The organism is Streptomyces sp. ICC1 (assembly GCF_003287935.1).
In the GTDB taxonomy this organism is placed as follows: Bacteria; Actinomycetota; Actinomycetes; order Streptomycetales; family Streptomycetaceae; genus Streptomyces; species Streptomyces tritrimontium.
The window spans coordinates 3701443-3721482 of the sequence record NZ_CP030287.1; the positions used below are offsets into that span (position 1 = coordinate 3701443).

General features: G+C 71.3%; 19 protein-coding genes and 1 pseudogene. 7 read left to right on the forward strand and 13 right to left on the reverse strand.

All coding sequences use genetic code 11. From position 1 onward, the window contains the following. Positions 1 to 81: 81 nt before the first annotated feature. Entirely contained in the window at positions 82 to 1014 is a 933-nt protein-coding gene (gene mshD / locus DRB96_RS17545) for a mycothiol synthase (RefSeq protein ID WP_112449312.1), read from the reverse strand. Positions 1015 to 1239: 225 nt separating this feature from the next. On the opposite strand from mshD, the gene DRB96_RS17550 reads away from it, so the two are divergent. Continuing rightward, positions 1240 to 3063, forward strand: coding sequence for a 5'-nucleotidase C-terminal domain-containing protein (locus DRB96_RS17550; RefSeq protein ID WP_112449313.1), 1824 nt, complete (start codon positions 1240 to 1242; stop codon positions 3061 to 3063). A gap of 61 nt (positions 3064 to 3124) precedes the next feature. Here the strand turns inward: DRB96_RS17550 and DRB96_RS17555 are convergent, their stop codons facing one another. From DRB96_RS17555 to DRB96_RS17565, 3 genes are all read right to left on the reverse strand, one after another. Then, positions 3125 to 3385, reverse strand: coding sequence for a DUF397 domain-containing protein (locus DRB96_RS17555; RefSeq protein WP_112449314.1), 261 nt, complete (start codon positions 3383 to 3385; stop codon positions 3125 to 3127). Further along, positions 3345 to 4193, reverse strand: coding sequence for a helix-turn-helix transcriptional regulator (locus tag DRB96_RS17560; protein WP_112449315.1), 849 nt, complete (start codon positions 4191 to 4193; stop codon positions 3345 to 3347). Before DRB96_RS17560 ends, DRB96_RS17555 begins: the two co-directional genes overlap by 41 nt. Positions 4194 to 4293: 100 nt before the next feature. After that, entirely contained in the window at positions 4294 to 5178 is an 885-nt protein-coding gene (locus tag DRB96_RS17565) for an alpha/beta hydrolase (protein ID WP_343234531.1), read from the reverse strand. A gap of 72 nt (positions 5179 to 5250) precedes the next feature. On the opposite strand from DRB96_RS17565, the gene DRB96_RS17570 reads away from it, so the two are divergent. Both DRB96_RS17570 and DRB96_RS17575 read left to right on the forward strand, forming a co-directional pair. Next, positions 5251 to 5820 (forward strand): TetR/AcrR family transcriptional regulator, encoded by a 570-nt coding sequence (locus DRB96_RS17570; RefSeq protein WP_112449317.1) that lies wholly within the window; start codon positions 5251 to 5253, stop codon positions 5818 to 5820. A gap of 81 nt (positions 5821 to 5901) precedes the next feature. Beyond that, complete coding sequence (locus DRB96_RS17575; protein WP_112453506.1) at positions 5902 to 6861, forward strand: phosphatidylinositol-specific phospholipase C; 960 nt, start codon at positions 5902 to 5904, stop codon at positions 6859 to 6861. On the opposite strand, the gene DRB96_RS17580 is transcribed toward DRB96_RS17575, so the two are convergent. The 5 genes from DRB96_RS17580 to DRB96_RS17600 form a co-directional block, all read right to left on the reverse strand. Further along, positions 6841 to 8334, reverse strand: coding sequence for a HAMP domain-containing sensor histidine kinase (locus DRB96_RS17580; protein ID WP_112449318.1), 1494 nt, complete (start codon positions 8332 to 8334; stop codon positions 6841 to 6843). The two genes, DRB96_RS17575 and DRB96_RS17580, sit on opposite strands and share 21 nt — an antisense overlap. Then, positions 8331 to 9062, reverse strand: a complete 732-nt coding sequence (locus DRB96_RS17585) for a response regulator transcription factor (protein WP_112449319.1) — start codon at positions 9060 to 9062, stop codon at positions 8331 to 8333. Before DRB96_RS17585 ends, DRB96_RS17580 begins: the two co-directional genes overlap by 4 nt. 52 nt (positions 9063 to 9114) lie before the next feature. Then, complete coding sequence (locus DRB96_RS17590) at positions 9115 to 10446, reverse strand: trypsin-like peptidase domain-containing protein (RefSeq protein ID WP_239517738.1); 1332 nt, start codon at positions 10444 to 10446, stop codon at positions 9115 to 9117. Next, on the reverse strand, positions 10443 to 10910 hold the full coding sequence (locus DRB96_RS17595; RefSeq protein ID WP_162688626.1) for a hypothetical protein: 468 nt from the start codon (positions 10908 to 10910) through the stop codon (positions 10443 to 10445). The genes DRB96_RS17590 and DRB96_RS17595 overlap by 4 nt, the downstream gene beginning before the upstream one ends. Positions 10911 to 11074: 164 nt before the next feature. After that, positions 11075 to 11308, reverse strand: coding sequence for a hypothetical protein (locus DRB96_RS17600; protein ID WP_112449321.1), 234 nt, complete (start codon positions 11306 to 11308; stop codon positions 11075 to 11077). 262 nt (positions 11309 to 11570) lie between these two features. Here DRB96_RS17600 and DRB96_RS44670 point away from each other — a divergent pair, with 262 nt between their 5' ends. Genes DRB96_RS44670 through DRB96_RS17615 form a run of 3 tightly spaced genes read left to right on the forward strand, consistent with a single transcriptional unit; the run spans position 11571 to position 13120 of the window. After that, a complete protein-coding gene (locus DRB96_RS44670) occupies positions 11571 to 11759 on the forward strand; it encodes a hypothetical protein (protein WP_112449322.1) in 189 nt (62 codons plus the stop codon). After that, on the forward strand, positions 11734 to 12252 hold the full coding sequence (locus DRB96_RS17610; protein WP_112449323.1) for a DUF6879 family protein: 519 nt from the start codon (positions 11734 to 11736) through the stop codon (positions 12250 to 12252). The genes DRB96_RS44670 and DRB96_RS17610 overlap by 26 nt, the downstream gene beginning before the upstream one ends. Positions 12253 to 12271: 19 nt before the next feature. Then, positions 12272 to 13120: a helix-turn-helix transcriptional regulator gene (locus DRB96_RS17615; RefSeq protein WP_112449324.1), complete on the forward strand. Its 849-nt coding sequence runs from the start codon at positions 12272 to 12274 to the stop codon at positions 13118 to 13120. 201 nt (positions 13121 to 13321) lie between these two features. Here the strand turns inward: DRB96_RS17615 and DRB96_RS17620 are convergent. The 4 genes and pseudogenes from DRB96_RS17620 to gmd form a co-directional block, all read right to left on the reverse strand. Further along, positions 13322 to 13817, reverse strand: a pseudogene (locus DRB96_RS17620) (HAD family hydrolase); the annotation flags it as partial. A 215-nt stretch (positions 13818 to 14032) separates the two neighbouring features. Continuing rightward, positions 14033 to 14710, reverse strand: a complete 678-nt coding sequence (locus DRB96_RS17625; protein ID WP_112449325.1) for a hypothetical protein — start codon at positions 14708 to 14710, stop codon at positions 14033 to 14035. A 79-nt stretch (positions 14711 to 14789) separates the two neighbouring features. Further along, on the reverse strand, positions 14790 to 17564 hold the full coding sequence (locus DRB96_RS17630) for a LamG-like jellyroll fold domain-containing protein (protein ID WP_112449326.1): 2775 nt from the start codon (positions 17562 to 17564) through the stop codon (positions 14790 to 14792). Between the two features lie 252 nt (positions 17565 to 17816). Continuing rightward, positions 17817 to 18830, reverse strand: coding sequence for a GDP-mannose 4,6-dehydratase (gene gmd / locus DRB96_RS17635; RefSeq protein ID WP_112449327.1), 1014 nt, complete (start codon positions 18828 to 18830; stop codon positions 17817 to 17819). Positions 18831 to 19086: 256 nt separating this feature from the next. Here gmd and DRB96_RS17640 point away from each other — a divergent pair, with 256 nt between their 5' ends. Continuing rightward, positions 19087 to 20040: a GDP-L-fucose synthase gene (locus DRB96_RS17640; RefSeq protein ID WP_112449328.1), complete on the forward strand. Its 954-nt coding sequence runs from the start codon at positions 19087 to 19089 to the stop codon at positions 20038 to 20040.

The window sequence follows — 20040 nt, forward strand, 5'->3', positions numbered from 1 at the left end:
CCGCCCGGGTGGTCACGAACACCCCCCGCCGACTGCGTGAGCAGCCCGAACCCGGTACCCGGGGGCCCGCGCGACCGGGTCTCAGCTCTCCGTGCGGTACATCAGGTCGGTCTCGTGGGTGGTGAAGCCCAGGCCCTCGTAGACGGCCAGGGCGGCCGGGTTGTCGGCGTCGACGTAGAGCATCGCCGTCGGCAGGCCGGCCGCCGCCAGGTGGCGCAGGCCGATCGCGGTGAGCGCCTTGCCGAGGCCGCCGCCCTGGGCGCCGGGGCGCACGCCGACGACGTACACCTCGCCGAGCTGCTGCTCGGCGTGGACCTTCGTCCAGTGGAAGCCGACGAGCTCGCCGTCGCGCTCGGCGAGGAAGAAGCCCTTCGCGTCGAACCACGGCTGCGCGATGCGGTCGTTCAGGTCCCGCTGCACCAGCGCGCCCTGCTCCGGGTGGTGGGCGAAGGCGGCCGCGTTGACGGCGAGCCAGGCCGCGTCGTCGGCGCCGGGGACGAAGGTGCGGACCGTCACGCCGGCCGGCAGGGCCGGCTCGGGCAGCGGGGCCGCGTCCGGGCCGAGCGGGCGGCGCAGCTGGCGCAGTTCGCGGAACAGGGTCAGGCCGAGGACCTGCGCGAGGTGGCGGGCGGCGGACTTGCCGCCGTGCGCCCACACCCGGATCCGCTTGCCGGAGGCGGCCAGCAGGGCGCTGCCCAGCGCCCGGCCGTGGCCGCGCCCGCGCATCGAGGGGTGTACGACGAGTTCCGCGGCGGGGGCCTCCACCGGGTCGGTGTCCTCCAGCTGTCCGTAGCCGGCGAGCCGGCCCTTCTCGGTGAGCAGGAAGTGCCGGATCCCCTCGCGCGGGCCGCCGCGCAGCTGGAGGCGGCCCTGCTCGGACACGGCGGTGGTGCCGTCGGTGCGGGCCGCGTCCCCGATCAGGGTGAGGACGGAGTCGGCCTGTTCCTCCGTCAGTTCGTCGAGGGTCTCGATCCGGCGTCCCGGCTCCAGGGCGGCTGCTGCGTCGTCAGTCATGGGGCGAGCCTACGACCACGGCGGGAGCCTGTCCGGGTACGGCCGCCCCGGCCCGCCCGAAGGCCGCCCGCGGGCCGCCCGGCGGCGCTGCGTGCGCGGTCGCGAGGGCGCCGCGTCGTCTGCGTGTAACCAGCTCGATACCCGGTACCCCTGTCGCGCTACGCGCGTTGACTCTAGGCTTCGGCAGACCTCCCAAGATGTATCGCTGTCCACAAAGGGGACTAAATGTCAGCGACGCCACAACGGCACCGCCGAGCCCGCCGGTTGACCCTCACCGCCCTCGCCGTCACGACGGCCGCCGGTGCGATGGTCGCCGCCGCCCTTCCGGCCGGAGCCGCGAGTGGTGGCGGTCACGGCCACGACCACGGCCGTACCGTCGATGTGCAGATGCTGTCGTTCAACGACCTCCACGGCACGCTGGAGCCCCCGCAGGGCTCCTCGGGCACCGTGACCGAGCGTCAGGCCGACGGCACCACCAAGGCCATACCCGCGGGCGGTGTCGAGTACCTCGCGACCGGCCTGCGCGAGGCCCGCAAGGGCCACCCGTACTCCGTCACCGCGGCGGCCGGCGACATGATCGGCGCCAGCCCGATGGTGTCCGGCCTCTTCCACGACGAGCCGACCATCGAGGCGCTCAACGGCCTCGACCTGGACGTCTCCAGCGTCGGCAACCACGAGTTCGACGAGGGCAAGACCGAGCTGCGCCGCATGCAGTACGGCGGCTGCCACCCGGTCGAGGGCTGCTTCGAATACGGCAAGACCTTCGAGGGCGCGGACTTCAAGTACCTCGCGGCGAACGTCGTCGACCAGAAGACGAAGCGTCCGATGATGAACCCCACCTTCATCTGGAAGAAGGGGGACGTGAAGATCGGCTTCATCGGCGTCACCCTGGAGGGCACTCCGGACGTGGTGACCGCCGACGGGGTCAAGGGCCTCACGTTCGGCGACGAGGTCGAGACGATCAACAAGTACGCCAACGAGCTGAACAGGCAGGGCGTGAAGTCGATCGTGGCGCTGGTCCACGAGGGCGGCCTGCCCGCGAGCGGCGCGTACAACTACGACTGCGACGTCCCGGGCGCCGGCGCCGGCATCTCCGGTGCCATCGTCGACATCGCGAAGAACGTCTCGCCGAAGGTCGACGCCCTGGTCACCGGCCACACGCACCAGGCGTACGCGTGCAACATCCCCGACCCGGCGGGCAACCCGCGCACGGTCACCTCGGCCGCCTCCTACGGCCGGCTGTTCACGGACACCACCCTCACGTACGACCGCAAGACCAAGGACATCGTCCGGACGCCGGTCGCCCCGCCGAAGCCGGTGCAGAAGGTCGTCACCCGTGACGTGCCCAAGGCCCCGGACCTGACCGAGCTCATCCAGCGCTGGAACGCGCTGGCCGCGCCGATCGCGAACCGCCCGATGGGCTGGATCGCCGGCGACATCGCGGGCCGCGGCTCGGCGGAGTTCGAGAAGCCGCTCGGTGACGTGATCGCGGACGCGCAGTTGGAGGCCCTGGCCCCGGCGGCGAAGGGCGGCGCGCAGCTGGCCGTCATGAACCCGGGCGGCATCCGCGCCGACCTCGCCTACAAGGCGGCGGGCGCCGAGGGCGACGGTGTCGTGACCTACGGCGAGTCGTACACGGTCCAGCCGTTCACCAACATGATGAACGTGGTCGACCTGACCGGCGCGCAGCTGGTCACCATGCTCCAGCAGCAGGTCAGCGGCACGGTCAACGGCCCGAACCCGAAGATCCTGCAGGTCTCCAAGGGCTTCACCTACACCCTGGACACCACGAAGGCGGGCGCCGACCGCATCGTCGTGGACTCGGTGAAGCTGAACGGCGTGGCGCTCGACCCCGCCAAGACCTACCGGGTCGCGATGAACGAGTTCCTCGCGGGCGGCGGTGACGGCTTCACCGTCCTGAAGGAGCACAAGAACAAGCTGGTGGGCGCGTCCGACCTGGACGTCTTCAACGCCTACCTGGCCGCGCACTCCACGGCCACGGCGCCGCTGGCCGTGCCGGCGGCGGACCGGATCACGGTCGTCAAGTAGTCCGTACGCGCTTACGCGTGAGGGGGGTGGGCCACGGCGGCCCACCCCCCTTCGGCATGTCTCAGAGCGCGCGCACGAACGCCGTGAAGGCGGCCGGGCCGACGGTGAAGGCGGGCCCGCCGGGGTTCTTGGAGTCCCGGACGGCGATCCGGCAGGGCTGGGCGGCGATCTCTACGCAGTCGCCGCCATTGCTGCCGCTGTACGAAGCCTTGCGCCAGGCGGCGGTGCCGAGGGGGGCGCACTCGACGCATTCGCCGCCGTTGCTGCCGCTGTACGAGGACTTACGCCACCGCGCGCCCGTCAGGTTCTGGATGGTGTCCATAGCGTTCCTCCATTACGCGGGCGATCAGCGCGGCCGATTTCCCAGGGGAGAGGGCCTCGGCCTGGAGGCGAGCGTATCCGACGGAACGCTCCCTGATTACTTGAGGATTGGCGGTCATATGCCCGGAGTCGTAGCTCTCGCTGTAGTGAAGGTCCGGGTCGTTCTCGAACCGCAGGACGGTGAATGAACCCATCATTCCCGCGTGCTGACCAGCGGCGAAAGGCAGCACCTGGATGTTCACCCACTGCCGGTCGCGGAGGTCCAACAGGTGCGCGAGCTGGTTCCGCATGACCGCATGGCCACCGATTTCACGGTGCAGGGCGGCCTCGTCCAGCACCACCCACAGCACCGGAGGAGTCCCGCGAGACAGGATGCGCTGCCGGTCGATTCGAGCAGCCACCGGCGCATCGACTGTGTCTGGTTGTTCGACGCCGATGACCGCCCGCGCGTACGCCTCCGTCTGGAGAAGCCCGTACACCAACTGACACTGGTACGTGGAGATGTACTCTGCCTTCGCCTCCATCTCGGCGTACGGCTGGAACCACGTCGGCAGCTGACTGCGCAGGACCAGTCCCACCAGGCGGGAGAACAACCCGCCCGTGTTCAGTGCCGCGTCGAGGCGTTCCGAGAAGTCCCGGGTCGGGACCTTCCGCGCCGTCTCGATCTGGCCGATGAGCGAGCCCGCGCAGAAGATGATGTCCCCCAGCTGCCCCTGTTTCAGCCCGGCGGCCTCCCGCAGGCGGCGCAGTTCCGAGCCGTAGTAGTCCAGCGGGGAGGCGCTGGGATCGAGACTGCGGATGTTGACCATGGAGCGGTCACCCCCAAGTGCACACCGTGCGGCGTTCGTTTCGGTTGTCACCGAGGGTAGTGAGATGACCGCGGCCCGGTGGCGGGAATCCGCAACTCGGTCAGAGGCCCGCGAGGAAGCCGCGGACGGCCGCGGCGAAGCCCTCCGGGTCCTGGAAGGGCACGAAGTGCTCGGTGTCGAGGCCGACGTACGAGGTTCCCGGACGCCGGGAGACCATCGCCTCGGCCTGCTCCGCCGGGAGCACGTCGCTGCGCAGGCCGTGGATCAGTAGCGCCGGGCAGTCGCTCGCCAGCCAGACGTCCCAGCGGTCGCCGTCGCCCTCGGCCACCGTGGCCAGGGTGGCCTGCGGGTGGAACGGCAGCCGCCAGCCGGTGCCTCCCCCGGACTCCGTCCGGGGGGACCCCCCTGGCAGCGGGCGCAGGAACGGCCCGGCCCCCTCGCCGAACGGGCCGAGGGCGGTGATGAGCTCCTCGCGGGTCGGCGCGGTGTACGGCAGGCCGTGCAGGAAGTCCCAGAAGGACGGGCCGTCCTCGCGCGGGCTCCGCACCGGGGCGTCGACGTTGACCAGGGCGGAGACCAGATCGGGCCGGGCGGCGGCGAGGTGGTAGGCGTTGACCCCGCCGAGGGAGAAGCCGAGGACGGGCACCGGGCCGCCGGGGTCCAGGTGTTCGAGCAGGGCCGCGGCGTCGGTGACGTAGCCCGCGCGGCTGTACTCGGAAGCCAGGTCGGAGTCTCCGTGGCCGCGCTGGTCGGGGGCGATGACCCGCCAGTCGTCGCCGAGGGCGGCGGCCAGCGCGGTGAAGTGGGCGCCCTCGGACAGGCCGCCGTGGAGGGCGAGCAGGGGGCGGCCGGCTCCGCCGAAGTCCAGGTAGGACAGGGTGCGGTCGTCGATCTTCAGCTCGTGGCGCATGGCGTCGCTCTCCCCGGTGTGCTGGTCGTTGTGCTGGTCGGTGTGTCGATCATCAGCCTGCCAGGATTTGGGCAAGCGCGCAATACGGTTGTGTAGGGCACTTGCCCAAAAAGAGGGGTCGGACAGAGGCGCGGATACGATCCCGGCATGGGAAATCGCGAGGACCTGCTGGCCGGAGCCCGGCGCTGCCTGGAGGAGACGGGGTACCTCCGCACGACCGTGCGCGACATCGCCACGGCGTCGAAGGTGAGCATGGCCGCGATCGGCTACCACTTCGGGTCCCGCGAGGTGCTGCTCAACCAGGCGCTGTTCGCGGCCATGGACGAGTGGGCCGCCGGCTCCGGCAGGCTCGCGGGGCAGGGCGACACCGCCCGGGAGCGCTACGCCGACACCTGGGACCGCAAGATCCGGGACTTCCGCGAGACGGGCTGGCTGTGGACCGCCTCCGTCGAGGCCTTCGTCCACGCGCAGTCCTCGCCCGAGCTGCTCGCGATCATCGCCGAGGGGCAGCGCCACAACCGCCGCATGGTGGCCGCGCAGCTGCGCGGGGTGCCGCAGGACGAGGTCGCGGAGGAGGACGTACGGGCCCTCGGGTCGGTGCACATCGCGCTGCTGACCGGGGTCATGGTGCAGGTCCTGACCGACCCGGAGCATGCGCCGAACGGGCACGAGATCGCCCAAGGGCTGCGCGCGATGGCGGAGTTGCTCGAAAGCTGAAATCTACCCGTGGGTAGTAATGCGTGGCTCCGCGCGCCATAATCCCGCCACCACTGGGTCGGCAAAGGGGCGGGCATGGGCATGGGCGTGGGTACGGGCGTGGACGCGGGTACGGGCGTGGACGCGGACACGGGCACGGAAGCGCGGCCGGGTCGGGGCGCGGGGCTCGGGCGGCGCGGGTTCCTCGCCGGGGCCGCGGCCGTCGGGGCCGGCGTGGCGCTGGGGGCGGGGGCCGCTCCGGCGTCCGCGTCCACGCGGGCGCTGTCGACCCGGGACTGGATGTCCGGACTCGGCGACTCCACCGCGCTCCAGCGGATGACCATCCCCGGCACCCACGACTCCGGCGCCACCCGGGGCGGGCTCTATGTCGCCTGCCAGAACACCTCCGTCGCCGAGCAGCTCGACTCCGGGATCCGCTTCCTCGACGTCCGCTGCCGGGTGACCGGTGGATCCTTCGCCATCCACCACGGCGCGTACTACCAGAACCTGATGTTCGGCGACGTTCTCGCCGCCTGCTGGAACTTCCTCGCCGCGCACCCCTCCGAGACCGTCCTGATGCGCCTCAAGCAGGAGTACTCGGAAGACAGCAACGCCACCTTCCGGGCCGTATTCGACGACTACCTCGACAACCGGGGCTGGCGGCCGCTGTTCAAGATCGCCGACGCGCTGCCCACCCTCGGACAGGCCCGCGGGAAGGTCCTGCTGCTCCCCGACAACGGCGGCCTGCCCGGCGGCCTGCGCTACGGCGACGGCAACGTCTTCGACATCCAGGACGACTACATGGCGGAGCCCTTCGCCAAACGGGGCAAGATCGAGAACCACTTCCGCAGGTCCGTGTCGCAGCCCGGGAAGTTCTTCATGAACTACACCAGCACGGCCGCGGCCCTGCCGCCTCGCTGGAACTCCGACCGGCTGAACCCGCAGGTGCACTCCTTCGTCGACGGCTCGGAGCTGGCCGGCCGCACCGGGCTCGGGATCGTCCCGATGGACTTCCCCAACACCCGGTCCGGCCTGGTCGCCTCACTGATCCGGCACAACTGACGGCTGCGGCCGGGTCCGCGGCTCGGTCTGCGGGGGCGGCGGGGTCGGGGCTCCCGGGACGCGGAGCACCGCCTCCGTGCCCGGGCCGCCGCGGGCCGGCGCCCGCAGCTCGGCCGTGCCGCCCGCGCGCAGCACCGTACGGGCCACGATGGACAGGCCGAGGCCGCTGCCGGGCAGCGCGCGGGCCGAGGGGGAGCGCCAGAACCGCTCGAAGACGTGCGGGAGGTCCTCGGCCGGGATGCCCGGCCCGTGGTCGCGCACGATCAGCTCGCCCGACCGCAGCGAGACGACGACCGTGCCGCCCGGCGGGCTGAACTTCACCGCGTTGTCCAGGACGTTGACGACGGCGCGCTCCAGGGCGGCCGCCTCGCCGCGCACGTACCAGGGCGCCAGGTCGGAGACGAACTTCAGCTCGGGACCGCGCAGCCGGGCCCGCGACAGCGCCGCGCCCGCGATGTCGTGCAGGGCCACCACGCCCAGCGGGCCGGGCGCGGCCGCGTCCGGCCGCGACAGCTCCTGCAGGTCGCCGATCAGCGAGGCCAGTTCCGTCATCTGCGCCTTGACCGAGGCCAGCAGCTCCCTGCGGTCCTCGGGCGGGATGGCCCGGCCGGTCTGCTCGCTGCGCGCGAGCAGCTCGATGTTGGTGCGCAGCGAGGTGAGCGGGGTGCGCAGCTCGTGCCCGGCGTCCGCGATCAGCTGGGCCTGGCGCTCCTGGGAGGAGGCGAGGGCGGCGGTCATCGAGTTGAAGGAGCGCGACAGCCGGGCGATCTCGTCGTCGCCCTCGTCGGGGATGCGGACCGTCAGGTCCTCGGTGCGGGCGATGTGCTCGACGGCGCCGGTCAGTTCGTCGACCGGGCGCAGCCCCGTACGGGCCACCCACAGGCCGGCGGCGCCGGCGCCGACGACTCCGATGCCGGCGACCAGGACGAGGACCCAGGCCAGGGTGGACAGGGGCTTGTCGATGTCGGCGAGCGGCTTGGCGACCGAGATGCCGAAGAGCGGGGAGTTGGCCGTGACCCGTGCGGGCTGGGTGTAGACGCGCATCTCGACGCCGTCGGCGGTCGTCACGTCGTGGAGCGTGGCGTCGCGGGTGCCCGCGGCGATCTCCTTGTCGATCGCGGTGACCGGCAGGGTCGCGGGACCGCTCACCCAGCAGTGGATGCCCTCGGCCGTCACGATCTGCACGGACGCGTTCAGGTTCCCGGCGATCTCCTGGCCGGGCTGGGTGGTCTGGCCGGGCTGGTTGGTCGGCGCCTTCTCCGGGCACGGGCGGTTGTCGCGGATGACGCGGCTGACCTCCACGGCGGCGTTCGTGGACATCAGGGACCGGTCCAGCTGCTCGCTCAGCTGCGCCCGGACCATCACCCAGGACACGCCGGCGACGGCCGCGACGGCGACCGCCACCGCGACCGTGACCAGCAGGGCGAGGCGCGAGCGCAGGGGCAGCCCGCGGAATCTGGCGGCCGGGCTCATTCGGGGCCGCTCTCGCCCGCGCGCAGGACGTAGCCCACCCCTCGTACGGTGTGGACCAGGCGGGGCTCACCGCCGGCCTCGGTCTTGCGGCGCAGGTACATCACGTAGACGTCCAGGGAGTTGGAGCTGGGCTCGAAGTCGAAGCCCCACACGGTCTTGAGGATCTGCTCGCGGGTCAGGACCTGGCGCGGGTGCGCGAGGAACATCTCCAGCAGGGTGAACTCGGTACGGGTCAGCTCCACCGGGCGGCCGGCGCGGGTGACCTCGCGGGTGGCGAGGTCCATGCGCAGGTCGCCGAAGGTGAGGGCGTCCTCAAGCTCGCCGTCCCCGGGGGCGGGGGCGGCGTAGGAGCTGCGGCGCAGCAGCGCGCGGACCCGGGCGAAGAGCTCGTCCAGCTCGAACGGCTTGACCAGGTAGTCGTCGGCGCCCGCGTCGAGGCCGGTGACCCGGTCGCCGACGGTGTCGCGGGCGGTCAGCATCAGGACCGGCGTGGTGCTGCCGGAGGCGCGCAGTCTGCGGGCCGCCGTCAGACCGTCCATCCGGGGCATCTGGATGTCGAGGATGATCAGGTCCGGGGCGTACGAGGCCGCCTTGTCGAGGGCGTCGAGCCCGTCGACGGCGGTCTGCGTGCCGTACCCCTCGAAGGCCAGGCTGCGGCGCAGGGCCTCGCGCACGGCCGGTTCGTCGTCGACGACGAGGATGCGCTGCTGGTCGCCTTCGGCGGTCATTCAGGTCCCCCAGGGGTGGTGGTCGGTCTCCTACCAGGCTCGCACGGGCGGGCTAGAAGGAGGTCCCGAATCCATTGGTGCCGCTGTTGCCACTGGTGCCGCTGTTGCCGGTGCCGTTGCCCGTGCCGCCGGGGCCGCCCTTGCGCAGGGAGGGCAGGTCGGCCTTGATGGTGTTGACCGGGATGGCGAAGCCGAGGCCGACGCTGCCGGCGGAGCCGCTGTCGCTGGAGGGGGAGTAGATCGCGGAGGGCATGCCCACGATCTCGCCGTTCATGTTGACGAGGGCGCCGCCGGAGTTGCCGGGGTTGAGGGAGGCGTCGGTCTGGATGGCCTTGTAGGAGGTGGTGTCCGTACCGGTGTCCCCGTTGAACTGCTGGCCGCCGTAGGAGAACGGGTAACCGCCCTGCGGGGACTGCTGCTTCTCGGACTTGGGGACGTTCACCTCGCGGTTCAGCGCGGAGACGATGCCGCTGGTGACCGTGCCGGTGAGGCGGTCGGGAGAGCCGATGGCGACGACCTCGTCGCCGACCTTGAGCTTGTCGGAGTCGCCGAGCTTGGCCGGGGTCAGGCCGCTCGCGCCTTCGAGCTTGATGAGGGCGAGGTCCTTGTCCGGGTCGGTGCCGACGATCTTCGCGTTGTACTTCTTGCCGTCGCTCATCGTCACCTGGATCTGGGTGGCGCCGTCGACGACGTGGTTGTTGGTGACGATCTCGCCGTCGGCGGTGATCACGACGCCGGAGCCGGTGCCCTGGCCGGACGAGGTGCGGGTGTCGATGCGGACGACGGAGGGGCTGACGTTCTCGGCGACGCCGGAGACGGTGCCGCTGTTCGACTGCGAGATGGTGCTGCCGTTGACGCCGGTGCCGGTGCCGTTGGTCTTGTTGAGCACCTGCTGGACGGCGGCGGCCGTGCCGCCGCCGATGACCGCGGCGGCGAGGGCGACGGCGGCGAGGAGGGCGACGGGGCGCTTCGCCCTGGCCGGGCCGCGGTGCGGGGGCGGGGCCGCCGGGGCTTCGCCCCAGGTGGCCCAGCCGCCGGTCCCCGCGGGGCTCGCGGGGACGGTCTCGCCCCGGATGACCGGGGGCGTGTGGGCGGTGTGGGGGCGGAAGAGGAAAAAGGGTATAAGAGACAGGTCCGGCGGCATCGAGGGCCCGCCGGGGGCGCCGTGCTTGCCCATCTTCAGGCGCCGCGCCGACAGGCCGTAGATGCCCAGCGGCGAGAACAGGACCACGCGCGGCACGTAGCCGGCCTCGGCGCAGGGGATGCACAGCAGGTCCCGGCCGTGCGTGTGGGTGGCGGCCCGGGCGGTCTCGACCGGCTCGCGCCAGCAGGCCTCGCAGGTGGTGACGTCCGTCGCGGACGTCCGGTACTCCGTCGTGATCACGTCCACATCTCCTTGTCCTCGGTGAAGCCGGCCCGCCGGATCGCGTCGACGGTCCGCTGTGCCCAGCCGGGCGCGATCGGCGGTGCGCCGTCGACGGCCGGGTAGTGGTGCACGAAGACGCCGAGGCGGGCGCTGAGTGCGTGGTGGATCTCGGTGTTCACGAGGAGCGCGTGGAAGCCCTCGTCAACGATTGGGGACGGCACGAGGCGCTCGTCGCTCCGGGCGGCCGCAGCCACGAACTTGAGGGTCTCGACGATGACCTGCTCGGCGTACACCCAGCCGAAGTCCGACTGGTTCCGTGCGAGCGTCGCGGTGACGGCAGTGAACTCGTCGGCGCCGAGGAGACCGCGGGCGTCGCGGTCGCCGGGCGCCGCGGTGAGCACGCTGCCCGTGGCTGCGGGTGTCGGGGTTTCGCCCTTGCCGGCGCTGCACGGCGGCGGGGGTGTCGGGGTCGGACTGGACATGCTTCTCCCATGAGTCGGAGTGCAGGGTCAGCGGGCCTTCTTGCAGCCCTCGTTGTGGACGAGGGCGCCACCCTCAGGGCCGCCGAGCGGCAGGGGCTTCGCATCGCATTCAGGGCACCGGGCCGGAGCGGTCCACCGGCCCGCCGGGTACGTGGGGGGCGTGCTCACACGGGCTCCAGACCGTCGGGGGCCGCAGTGAACTCGGGCCCCCCGCCGGCGGGACGGACGTACGCGGTGAGGGCCTCGCGGCGACGCCCGGCCGTGTGGCCGAGGGTCTGCCGCATGACGGCCATCACCTGGCCCTCGCGCCCGGTCTTGGGGTCGCGGACCTGCCTGTGCAGAAGAGGATGATCCTCGTATTCGAGCTCCACACTCGTGCCTTCCTCGGGCACTTCCATGCCGGTGCTCCCTACCGTCGTCAGCGGGTGGTGCTCAGAGCGTGGCGGAGCAGCGCGCGACGGAGCCAGCGATGTGCAGATTTGTGCACCCCCCAACTCGCCTGGGAGGTTGGCCACATCCACACCTTGACCGGCCATGGCTCGGCCACAACGCTGGTGCACGGAAGTGCACAGGCCGATACAGGAGGCTGGCATGCCGCTACTGTTCGTGGGAATCGACCCCAAAACCGGAGACAAGCAGAGCCCAACTGCCTGAGCTGACCTGGAACATGCGGAGCTGGTGCTCCAGGGGTGGCTACCGGGGCCGGAGCTGGAGGCCGAGTGCGCGGCCACCGAAGTACCGGGCCACGCCGTAGGAATCCCTGAAGGAGAAGGCGTGATCCGCCTCCCGGCCCGCATGCTGCACATGATCAGGGAGGCATGCGATGTCCTCGACGCCCACCTTCGATGAGCTGATGGCCGGATGCACCACGGCATTCCACCTGGAGATGCGCGACTCCTACGCCGTGGACTACGAGACCGGCCCATTCGTGGCCTGGCGTACGGGCTACCGGCACGATCCGGCCGACCGGGCGGCCTGGTGGCGCCCGTGGCTTGACCTCGTGGTGGACGCGGTAGGCCGCGGGATTGAGATCCGCCGGGCCCGCATCGTCTCGGAGCCGGCCAGCGAGTACACCCGGTTCCTGTACGACTCGACGTTCACGAATGTCGCCGCGGGCGAGGACGTGCGGTGGCTGCCACGGCGCCGAGCGTCGGACATCGCGCCTCCCGGGAACGACTTCTGGCTGTTCGACGGTGAGTGGGTGCACTGGAACCACTTTGCTGGCGACGGATCGTCGCTCGGCGAAGAGATCACCAGCGATCCCGTCTCGGCGAAGCTGTGCACCGAGGCCTTCGAGACGGTCTGGGCGCGGGCCACGCCGCACGCCGAGTACAAGATCTGACAGGACGGTCCGACGCTCGATGCCCGCCTCCCCGTCGTCCTCCGCGCAGGCCGCCCGCGAAGCCGTAGCCGCACGGCTACGCGACCTACGCAGAGGCGCGGGGCTGACCGTCGCCGAGCTGGCCGGCCTCTGTGGCTGGCACCACTCCAAGACGTCCCGCATCGAGAACGGACGCACGGCTCCCTCAGCAGGAGACATCCGCCGCTGGTGCGGTGCCTGCGGCCATCCCGATGAGGCGGCGGACCTCGTCGTCCGGTCCATGAGCGCCGAGTCCATGTACAGCGAGTGGCGCCACCAGGTGCAGGAACTGAAGAAGCTCCAGAACTCGTGGCCCCGGATCTTCGCCGAGACTCAGCTGTTCCGGATCTACTCGTCCACGCTCGTGCCCGGCGTGCTCCAGGCCGAGGGCTATGCGGCCGGCCTGCTCGGCACCATCGCACGCTTCCGGGGCTACCCGGAGGAGGGCGACGAAGCCGCACGCGCGCGCGTGGACCGATCCCGGATCATCCACGACCCGGGCCGCCGCGCCGTCCTCGTGGTCGAGGAGACGGCCCTGTACTACCGGATGGGCAACCCGGACGCGACGGCTGCCCAGCTCGGCTACCTGCTGACCGCCGGAGCCCTGCCAGCGGTGTCCCTGGGGGTGATCCCGCGCACGGTGGAGCCACGCACGATGTGGCCGGTGGAGACGTTCCACGTCTACGACGACGCGTTCGTGTCCGTGGAACTGCTCTCGGCCGAGGTCAACATCACCCAGCCGTCTGAAGTCGGGCTCTACCTGAAGGCATTCGAGGAGCTGCGCCGCATGGCCGTCTACGGGGCTGACGCCCGCGCACTGGTCATGGGCGCCCTTGCCGAGCTGCAGTAGCCGCCCCGCAGCGAGGATCGGCGTCCGGGCGGCGTCGGCCCCGCGCGCCTCTCCTCGGCTGACAGGCGTCGCGGGGTCAGCCCTCGGCCGTCAGGGACCGGTCACCGTCCAGCGCGTACGCCATCACGGCGGCAGCCATGCGACCGGGCCGGACGGCGGTCGCGTTGCCCTCACCCATGACGGCGACATGGGCGGGGAAGGTCAGCGCGCTTGCTCGTTGAACTCGGCGATCCGGGGGGACAGCTCGGCAAGGCTCTCGACGCGGAACGTCGGCAGCGTCAGGGCCTCCTCGGTGTTCCACTGGATCATCGCCCACGGGCCCCGGCGGACGAGCGCGGTGTGCATGCCCGCAGCGGCGCCGGGGCGAAGGTCGTTATCGATCCGGTCGCCGACGTAGAGGATCTCCGCGGGTTCGGCCGGGACGACCGCGGCGACGCGCTCGAAGAACTCGAGCTCCGGCTTCGACGCGGCCCCAGTCGTCCGAGGTGCCGATCAGGTCCACGTCCTTGGTGAACAGCTCGCGCAGCAGCCCGCCTGCGCGAACGGTCTGGTTTCCGGCGATGCCCAGCCCCAGGCCGTCCGCGCGGAGCCGCGAGAGGGCAGGCCTAACCTCCGGGTAGAGGTCGTCCTCGCCGAACCACTCCGGTTTGCCGGCGGCGGCCCGAGCCTTCCGTTCGGCAGGCAGGTCGAACCCGGGCGCACGGGGCCGGGCGCACGAAAGCGCCCCCTCCCAGTCAAAGAGTGACGGAAGGGGGCGCTTCCCACTCCGACGGCCCCGGCCCCGGGCCCGGCCGCCGACGGACGGAGTCCGGCGCAGCGGCGCGAAGCCCAGGAGGCCCGCCAGGGCCGAGGCGTGCGAGGGGCGCGTGAAGAAGGAGTGGCCCGCCAGGGCCGAGGCGTGCGAGGGGCGCGTTAAGAGGAGGGGATCCAGGCGTAGCAGCCGTTCGAGACGAACTCCGTCGTGCCCGGCGGGATCGTCGCGGTGATCTTGTCGCCGGCCTTCGGCGGGGTCTCCGGGCCCGAGGCGAGGACGGAGCCGTCCTTGCCCCTGGCCTCCCAGGTGCACGTCGTGCTCTGGGTCAGCGCGCGGTAGCCGCCCGCGGCCGGGGACTGCTTCGTGCCGTCCGGGAAGCCCTTCTCCGCCGCCGCGAGGACCGGCTTCTGCTCCGGGCACAGGTGCGTGATCGCGTCCTTCGCGGCCGGGATCTCCCCGGCCACGATGGAGCCGACCGCCGCGTCCTTGTCCCGCTTCGCGGTGCGCTCCACCCGCTGGCAGGACTCCTGGCCGGTCTGCAGGACGGCCGCCGGGTCCATCTTCTCCGGGACCCGGCCGCTCAGGTACTGCTTCTCCGTCGCGGTGAAGCTGCCCGTCTTCGGCGTCAGCTTCGCGTCCGGCAGGACGGGGCCCGTCGGCTTCGCGTCCGTCGAGGGCGGCGCCGTGGCGTCCGCCGGGTCGGCGGCCGGCGATTCGGCCGGAGGCTTGGGCTTCGCGGCCGAGGCGTCGGCCTTGCCGTCCCCGCCCGAACTGCAGGCGGTCAGCGTCAGGGCGGCGGCCAGCAGGACAGCAGCCGCTGCGGAGCGTCGGTACATCAGGTGGCTCCCGTACGTATGAGATGGGTGCGCGGGGCCCGGCCGCACCCGCGGCCGGGCCCCGCGCTCCGTCAAGCGGTTACTTCGCGCCGAAGGTGAGGACCAGCTGCGGTGCCGCGTCCGCGGCCGTCGCCTCCGAGGACCAGATCCACAGCGGGTCGGTGCCCGTGCTCGTCAGGCCCAGGCTGTAGCTGGTGCCCAGGACCGAGGAGAGCGCAGCCGTGTCCAGCTGCACGTTCTGGATGGCCGAGCCGTCCGGTGCGCCCGCCAGGGAGCCCAGCGGGGTGGTGCCGAGGGTGGGCTTGGTCTTGAAGGTCGTGCCCGCGCCGCTCCAGGTACCGGTGACCGGGACCACGGAGACGGTGTCGGTGGTGCCGGCACCCGCCGCGGTCGAGGTCTTGATCTGCAGCGAAGCCGACTTCAGCACCTGGCCGGCCGGGGCCGCCGGGATGTCGAAGCGCAGGTACGTCTCGTAGGCCGAGGTGCCGCGCACGGCGAGCGAGCTCACGGTGCCGTAGGCGGTGCTGGGCGCGCCCTGGTTGATGTACGTGTCCTCGGTCGTGGTGACCTTGGAGACGGTGTCGGTGGCGGCCTTGGCCAGGTCGAAGTGGTTCTTGACCTGGGCCTGGGTCAGCACCTTCGGGTAGACGGCCGTCTCGTCGATCTGGCCGGCGAAGAAGTTGCTGGACGGCTTGGTCGGCCAGCCGCTGAGGTTGTCGCCGCCGACGTGCCAGAAGCCCTCGAACTGCTGGGAGCCCGTGACGTTGAGCGTGCCCTTGGACTGTCCGTCCACGTACAGCGCCATGCCGGCGGGGCCCTGCGTCGCGACGACGTGGTGCCACTTGTTGTCGTTGAACGTGTCGAGCAGACCGGTCGAGATGGTCTTCACGCTGCCGGGGTTGGTCCCGAAGACGATCCGGCCGTTGTTGGTCATGTAGACGTGCTTGTCGTACAGGCCGCTGTTGCGGTCGGTGTTGGTGCCGAAGCCGATCAGCTTGCCGCCGCGCGTGGAGTTCGTCTTGAACCACGTCTCGATGGAGTACGAGCTGCCGACCGTCTGGCGGTGGTCGCTGTACACCTTCTGGCTGGTGCCGTTGAAGCCCATGGCCGTGCTGGCACCGGTGACCGCGCCCGGGGTCTGGCGCAGCGCCGGGGCGTTGAGCTGGATGCCGCTGGTGTTGCCGCCGTCCGAGGAGTCGGCGACGTACGGGCTGACGGTGTCGTCGTAGCGCCAGTACAGGTTGGCGCCGTCGGCGCGGACCTGGTTGGGGTAGGCGAGCACCGAGGACGGGACCGTCACCGAGGTGCTGGCCGACAGGGCGCTGGTGTTGCCCGCCGCGTCGGTCGCGGTGACGCGGTAGCTGTAGGACAGGCCGGCCTTGACCGTGGCGTCGGTCCAGGAGGCCTGCTGGCGCTGCCACTCCAGGGACTCCGCGGTGAGGGTGGCGACCGGGGTCGCGGACCCGTTGCGGTAGACGCGGTAGGTCAGCTTGCTGTCGTCCTGGTCGTAGCTGGCGCGCCAGCGGACCTGGACCTCGCCCGGCTTGACGCTGGAGACGCTGGAGACCGGGGTGGTCGGGGCGGCGACGTCGCCGGTGGAGGCGAAGCGGGTCAGGGCCTGCTGGGCCTTGCCGTTGATGAGGGTGAACTCACCGCCGACCCACATGTACTTGGTGCTGCTCTTCTCCGCGATGGTCATGACGCGCGGGCCGATGCCCTCGCCGAGGCCGTCGTTGGCGTTGGGGTGCCAGCCGAGCTTGCGGGGGCTGCGCACGAAGCCGTCCGCGGGCGCGGGGGCGGCGCCTTCGTGGTCGGTCAGCTGCGCGAGCAGGAAGTGGCGCTTGCCGTCGGGGAACTGGCCCTCGAGGGAGCAGTCGTGCGCGTGCGAGGAGCTGTAGAGGACTCCGTCGTACGGCAGGACGTACTGGGTGGCGCCGAGGCAGCGGTCGCGCCACTTCTCGGAGAAGTTGGTGGCGAGGCCGATGCGGCCGTCGAAGACTCCGCCGCCGGATCCCTCGTTGCCGGTGTAGTAGCCGGTCGAGTCGGCCGCGATGTGCTTGACGACCGAGTTCGCCGGGATGTTGGAGTACGTCTTGGTCACGGCGCCGGTGGTGGCGTTGACGACGGCCAGCGCGTGGCTGTTGGAGCCGTTGACCGTGAAGAAGTCGCCGCCGAGCAGGACGTTCTTGCCGTCGTTGCTGACCTGGACCGCGCGGCCGGGCTCGTCGACGTTGGCGACGAAGGGCTTCAGCGCTCCGGAGGCGGCGTCGACCGCGGCGAACCGCTCGCGGGTCTGGCCCTCGACGTTGCTGAAGTCGCCGGCCGCGTACAGGGTGTCGTCGGTGACGGCGAGCGCCCGCACGGTGGCCGGGAAGTTCGGGTGGAACGAGGCCTTGGGGGTGCAGGTCTCGATGTCGATCGCGGCGACGCTGGAGACCGGGGTGCCGTTGACGGCGCCGAAGTAGCCGCCCGCGTAAAGGGTCTTCTTGTCCTTCGAGACGGTGAGGGCGCGCACGGTCGCGCTGCCGTCGCCGACGGTGAAGGAGAGCTTGCACGAGCTCGGGGCGCCCGTCGCCGCGTCGAGCGCGACGAAGTTCACGGCTTCCTGCTCCGCGCCGGCCGCGCCGTCCGGCGGGCGGACCGCCGAGAAGGTGCCGCCGGCGAAGACCGTGCCGCCCGCCTGGTCCATGGCCCAGACGATGCCGTTCGGCTGCCACGTCGGCAGGTTGTCGGCGGTGAAGGCCACCGGTTGCGTGATGGCCGACGCCTCGGGTATCAGCACGAGGCCCAGGCCGGTGCCGGCACCGGCCAGTGACAGGACGAGGGCAGCAGTCAGCCCTCTGGATCTACGCATGAGCCCCCCAGGGCTATTGCCCGGTTTGAATGGCTGGTTCGACAAGTATCAGATCAGCCATATGTTCTGGCGCAGACTAGGGCTCACGCGAGGGCCTGGTCACCGCACTTGACCCATTGCATACCAACTTGGAATCAAGAAGGTTCAGTGCGGATGGTGCACTTCGGACATATGGCGGGTTTGCCCCGGTCAGGCCCGTGGATTGCTCCACGAATGACCGGGACACGGCAATCGTTAGGCGAAATATAAGCCCTAGCGGTCGATGCGAACGCTCACGCCCGCCAGTTGGTCCTCGACCTGGCGGATGTCGGAGTCGACCATGATCTTGGCCAATTCGGCCACCAGGACCGTCGGCTTCCAGCCGAGCAGCTCATTCGCCTTGGAGGCGTCGCCGATGAGGGCGTCGACCTCGCTGGGGCGCTCGTACTTGGGGTCGTAGCGAACGTGGTCGTTCCAGTCGAGACCGGCGTGGGCGAAGGAGGCCTCGACGAACTCGCGGACGGTGGCGGCGACGCCGGTGGCCACGACGTAGTCGGTGGCCTCGTCCTGCTGGAGCATCCGCCACATGGCGTCCACGTACTCCGGGGCGTAGCCCCAGTCGCGGACCGCGTCGAGGTTGCCGAGGTAGAGCTTCTCCTGCAGGCCCGCCCGGATCCGGGCGACCGCGCGGGTGATCTTGCGGGTCACGAAGGTCTCGCCGCGGCGCGGGGACTCGTGGTTGAAGAGGATCCCGTTGACGGCGAACATGCCGTAGGCCTCGCGGTAGTTCACCGTCGTCCAGTACGCGAACACCTTCGCGGCGCCGTACGGGCTGCGCGGGTGGAACGGCGTGGACTCGTTCTGCGGGGGCGGGGTGGCGCCGAACATCTCCGAGGACGAGGCCTGGTAGATGCGGGTGTCGATCCCGCTGGCCCGGATCGCCTCCAGCAGCCGCAGCGCCCCGAGGCCGGTCACGTCGCCCGTGTACAGCGGGGCGTCGAAGGAGACGCGCACGTGCGACTGGGCGCCGAGGTTGTAGACCTCGTCGGGGCGTATCTCGCGGAGCAGGTTCACCAGGGCCACGCCGTCGGAGAGGTCCGCGTGGTGCAGCACGAAGGACCGGTTCGCCGTCTGCGGGTCCTGGTAGATGTGGTCGATCCGCTCCGTGTTGAAGCTGGAGGACCTCCGCACGAGACCGTGCACCGTGTAGCCCTTGGAGAGCAGCAGCTCTGCGAGGTACGAGCCGTCCTGCCCGGTGACGCCGGTGATCAGCGCGGTCTTGCCCATTGGGTCCCCCCTGGGGATCGTTGCGGTCTTGTTGTACTGGGGCTGCGGCTTCGCCCCTGAGCGGCCGGTACGGCAGGCGGCCCCGCCCCGAGAGGACTGGATGGGTACCGTACACGGCTCATGCGGAACGCAGTCCGCCGCATCCACGGTGTGGAGGCGGCGGCCGGCGGCGGCCTCCCCGGCCGTGGCCGGGGAGGCCGCCGGGGCGGTGACTCCCCCGTAAACCCGCGGCCGGCGGACTGGCATCATCGGCGGTATGACAAGTTCGCCGTTCCTGCCTCCGAACGCCCGCGTCTTCGTCGCCGGCCACCGCGGTCTCGTGGGGTCCGCGGTCGTCCGCCGGCTCACCGCCGACGGATACGAGGTGCTCACCCGCGGCCGCGCCGACCTCGATCTGCGCGACGCCGCGGCGACCGCGGCGTACCTGGCCGACGTCCGGCCCGACGCCGTCGTCCTGGCGGCCGCCAAGGTCGGCGGGATCATGGCCAACAGCACCTTCCCGGTGCAGTTCCTCGAGGACAACCTCAAGATCCAGCTCAGCGTCGTCGCCGGCGCGCACGCCGCGGACGTCGGCCGGCTGCTGTTCCTCGGCTCCTCCTGCATCTACCCCAAGCTCGCGCCGCAGCCCATCAGCGAGGACGCCCTGCTGACCGGCCCGCTGGAGCCCACGAACGAGGCGTACGCCCTGGCGAAGATCGCCGGCATCGTCCAGGTCCAGTCGTACCGCAAGCAGTACGGGGCCTCGTACATCTCGGCCATGCCGACGAACCTGTACGGCCCGGGCGACAACTTCGACCTGGAGTCCTCGCACGTCCTGCCCGCCCTCGTCCGCCGCTTCCACGAGGCCGCGGCCGAGGGGCGCGAGGAGGTCACGCTGTGGGGCTCGGGCACGCCCCGCCGGGAGTTCCTGCACGTCGACGACCTGGCCGCCGCCTGCGCCGTCCTGCTGCGCGAGTACGACGGCGCCGAGCCGGTCAACATCGGCTGCGGCGAGGACCTCACCATCAAGGAACTCGCCGAGACGGTCGCCGAGGTGACCGGCTTCCGGGGCAGGCTCGACTGGGACACCTCCAAGCCCGACGGGACGCCCCGCAAGCTGCTGGACGTCACCCGCCTGCGCGCGCTGGGCTGGAAGCCCGCCGTCCCGCTGCGGGACGGCATCGCCTCCACGTACGCGTGGTGGCGCGAGCAGGGTGAGAAGCGGAGCTGA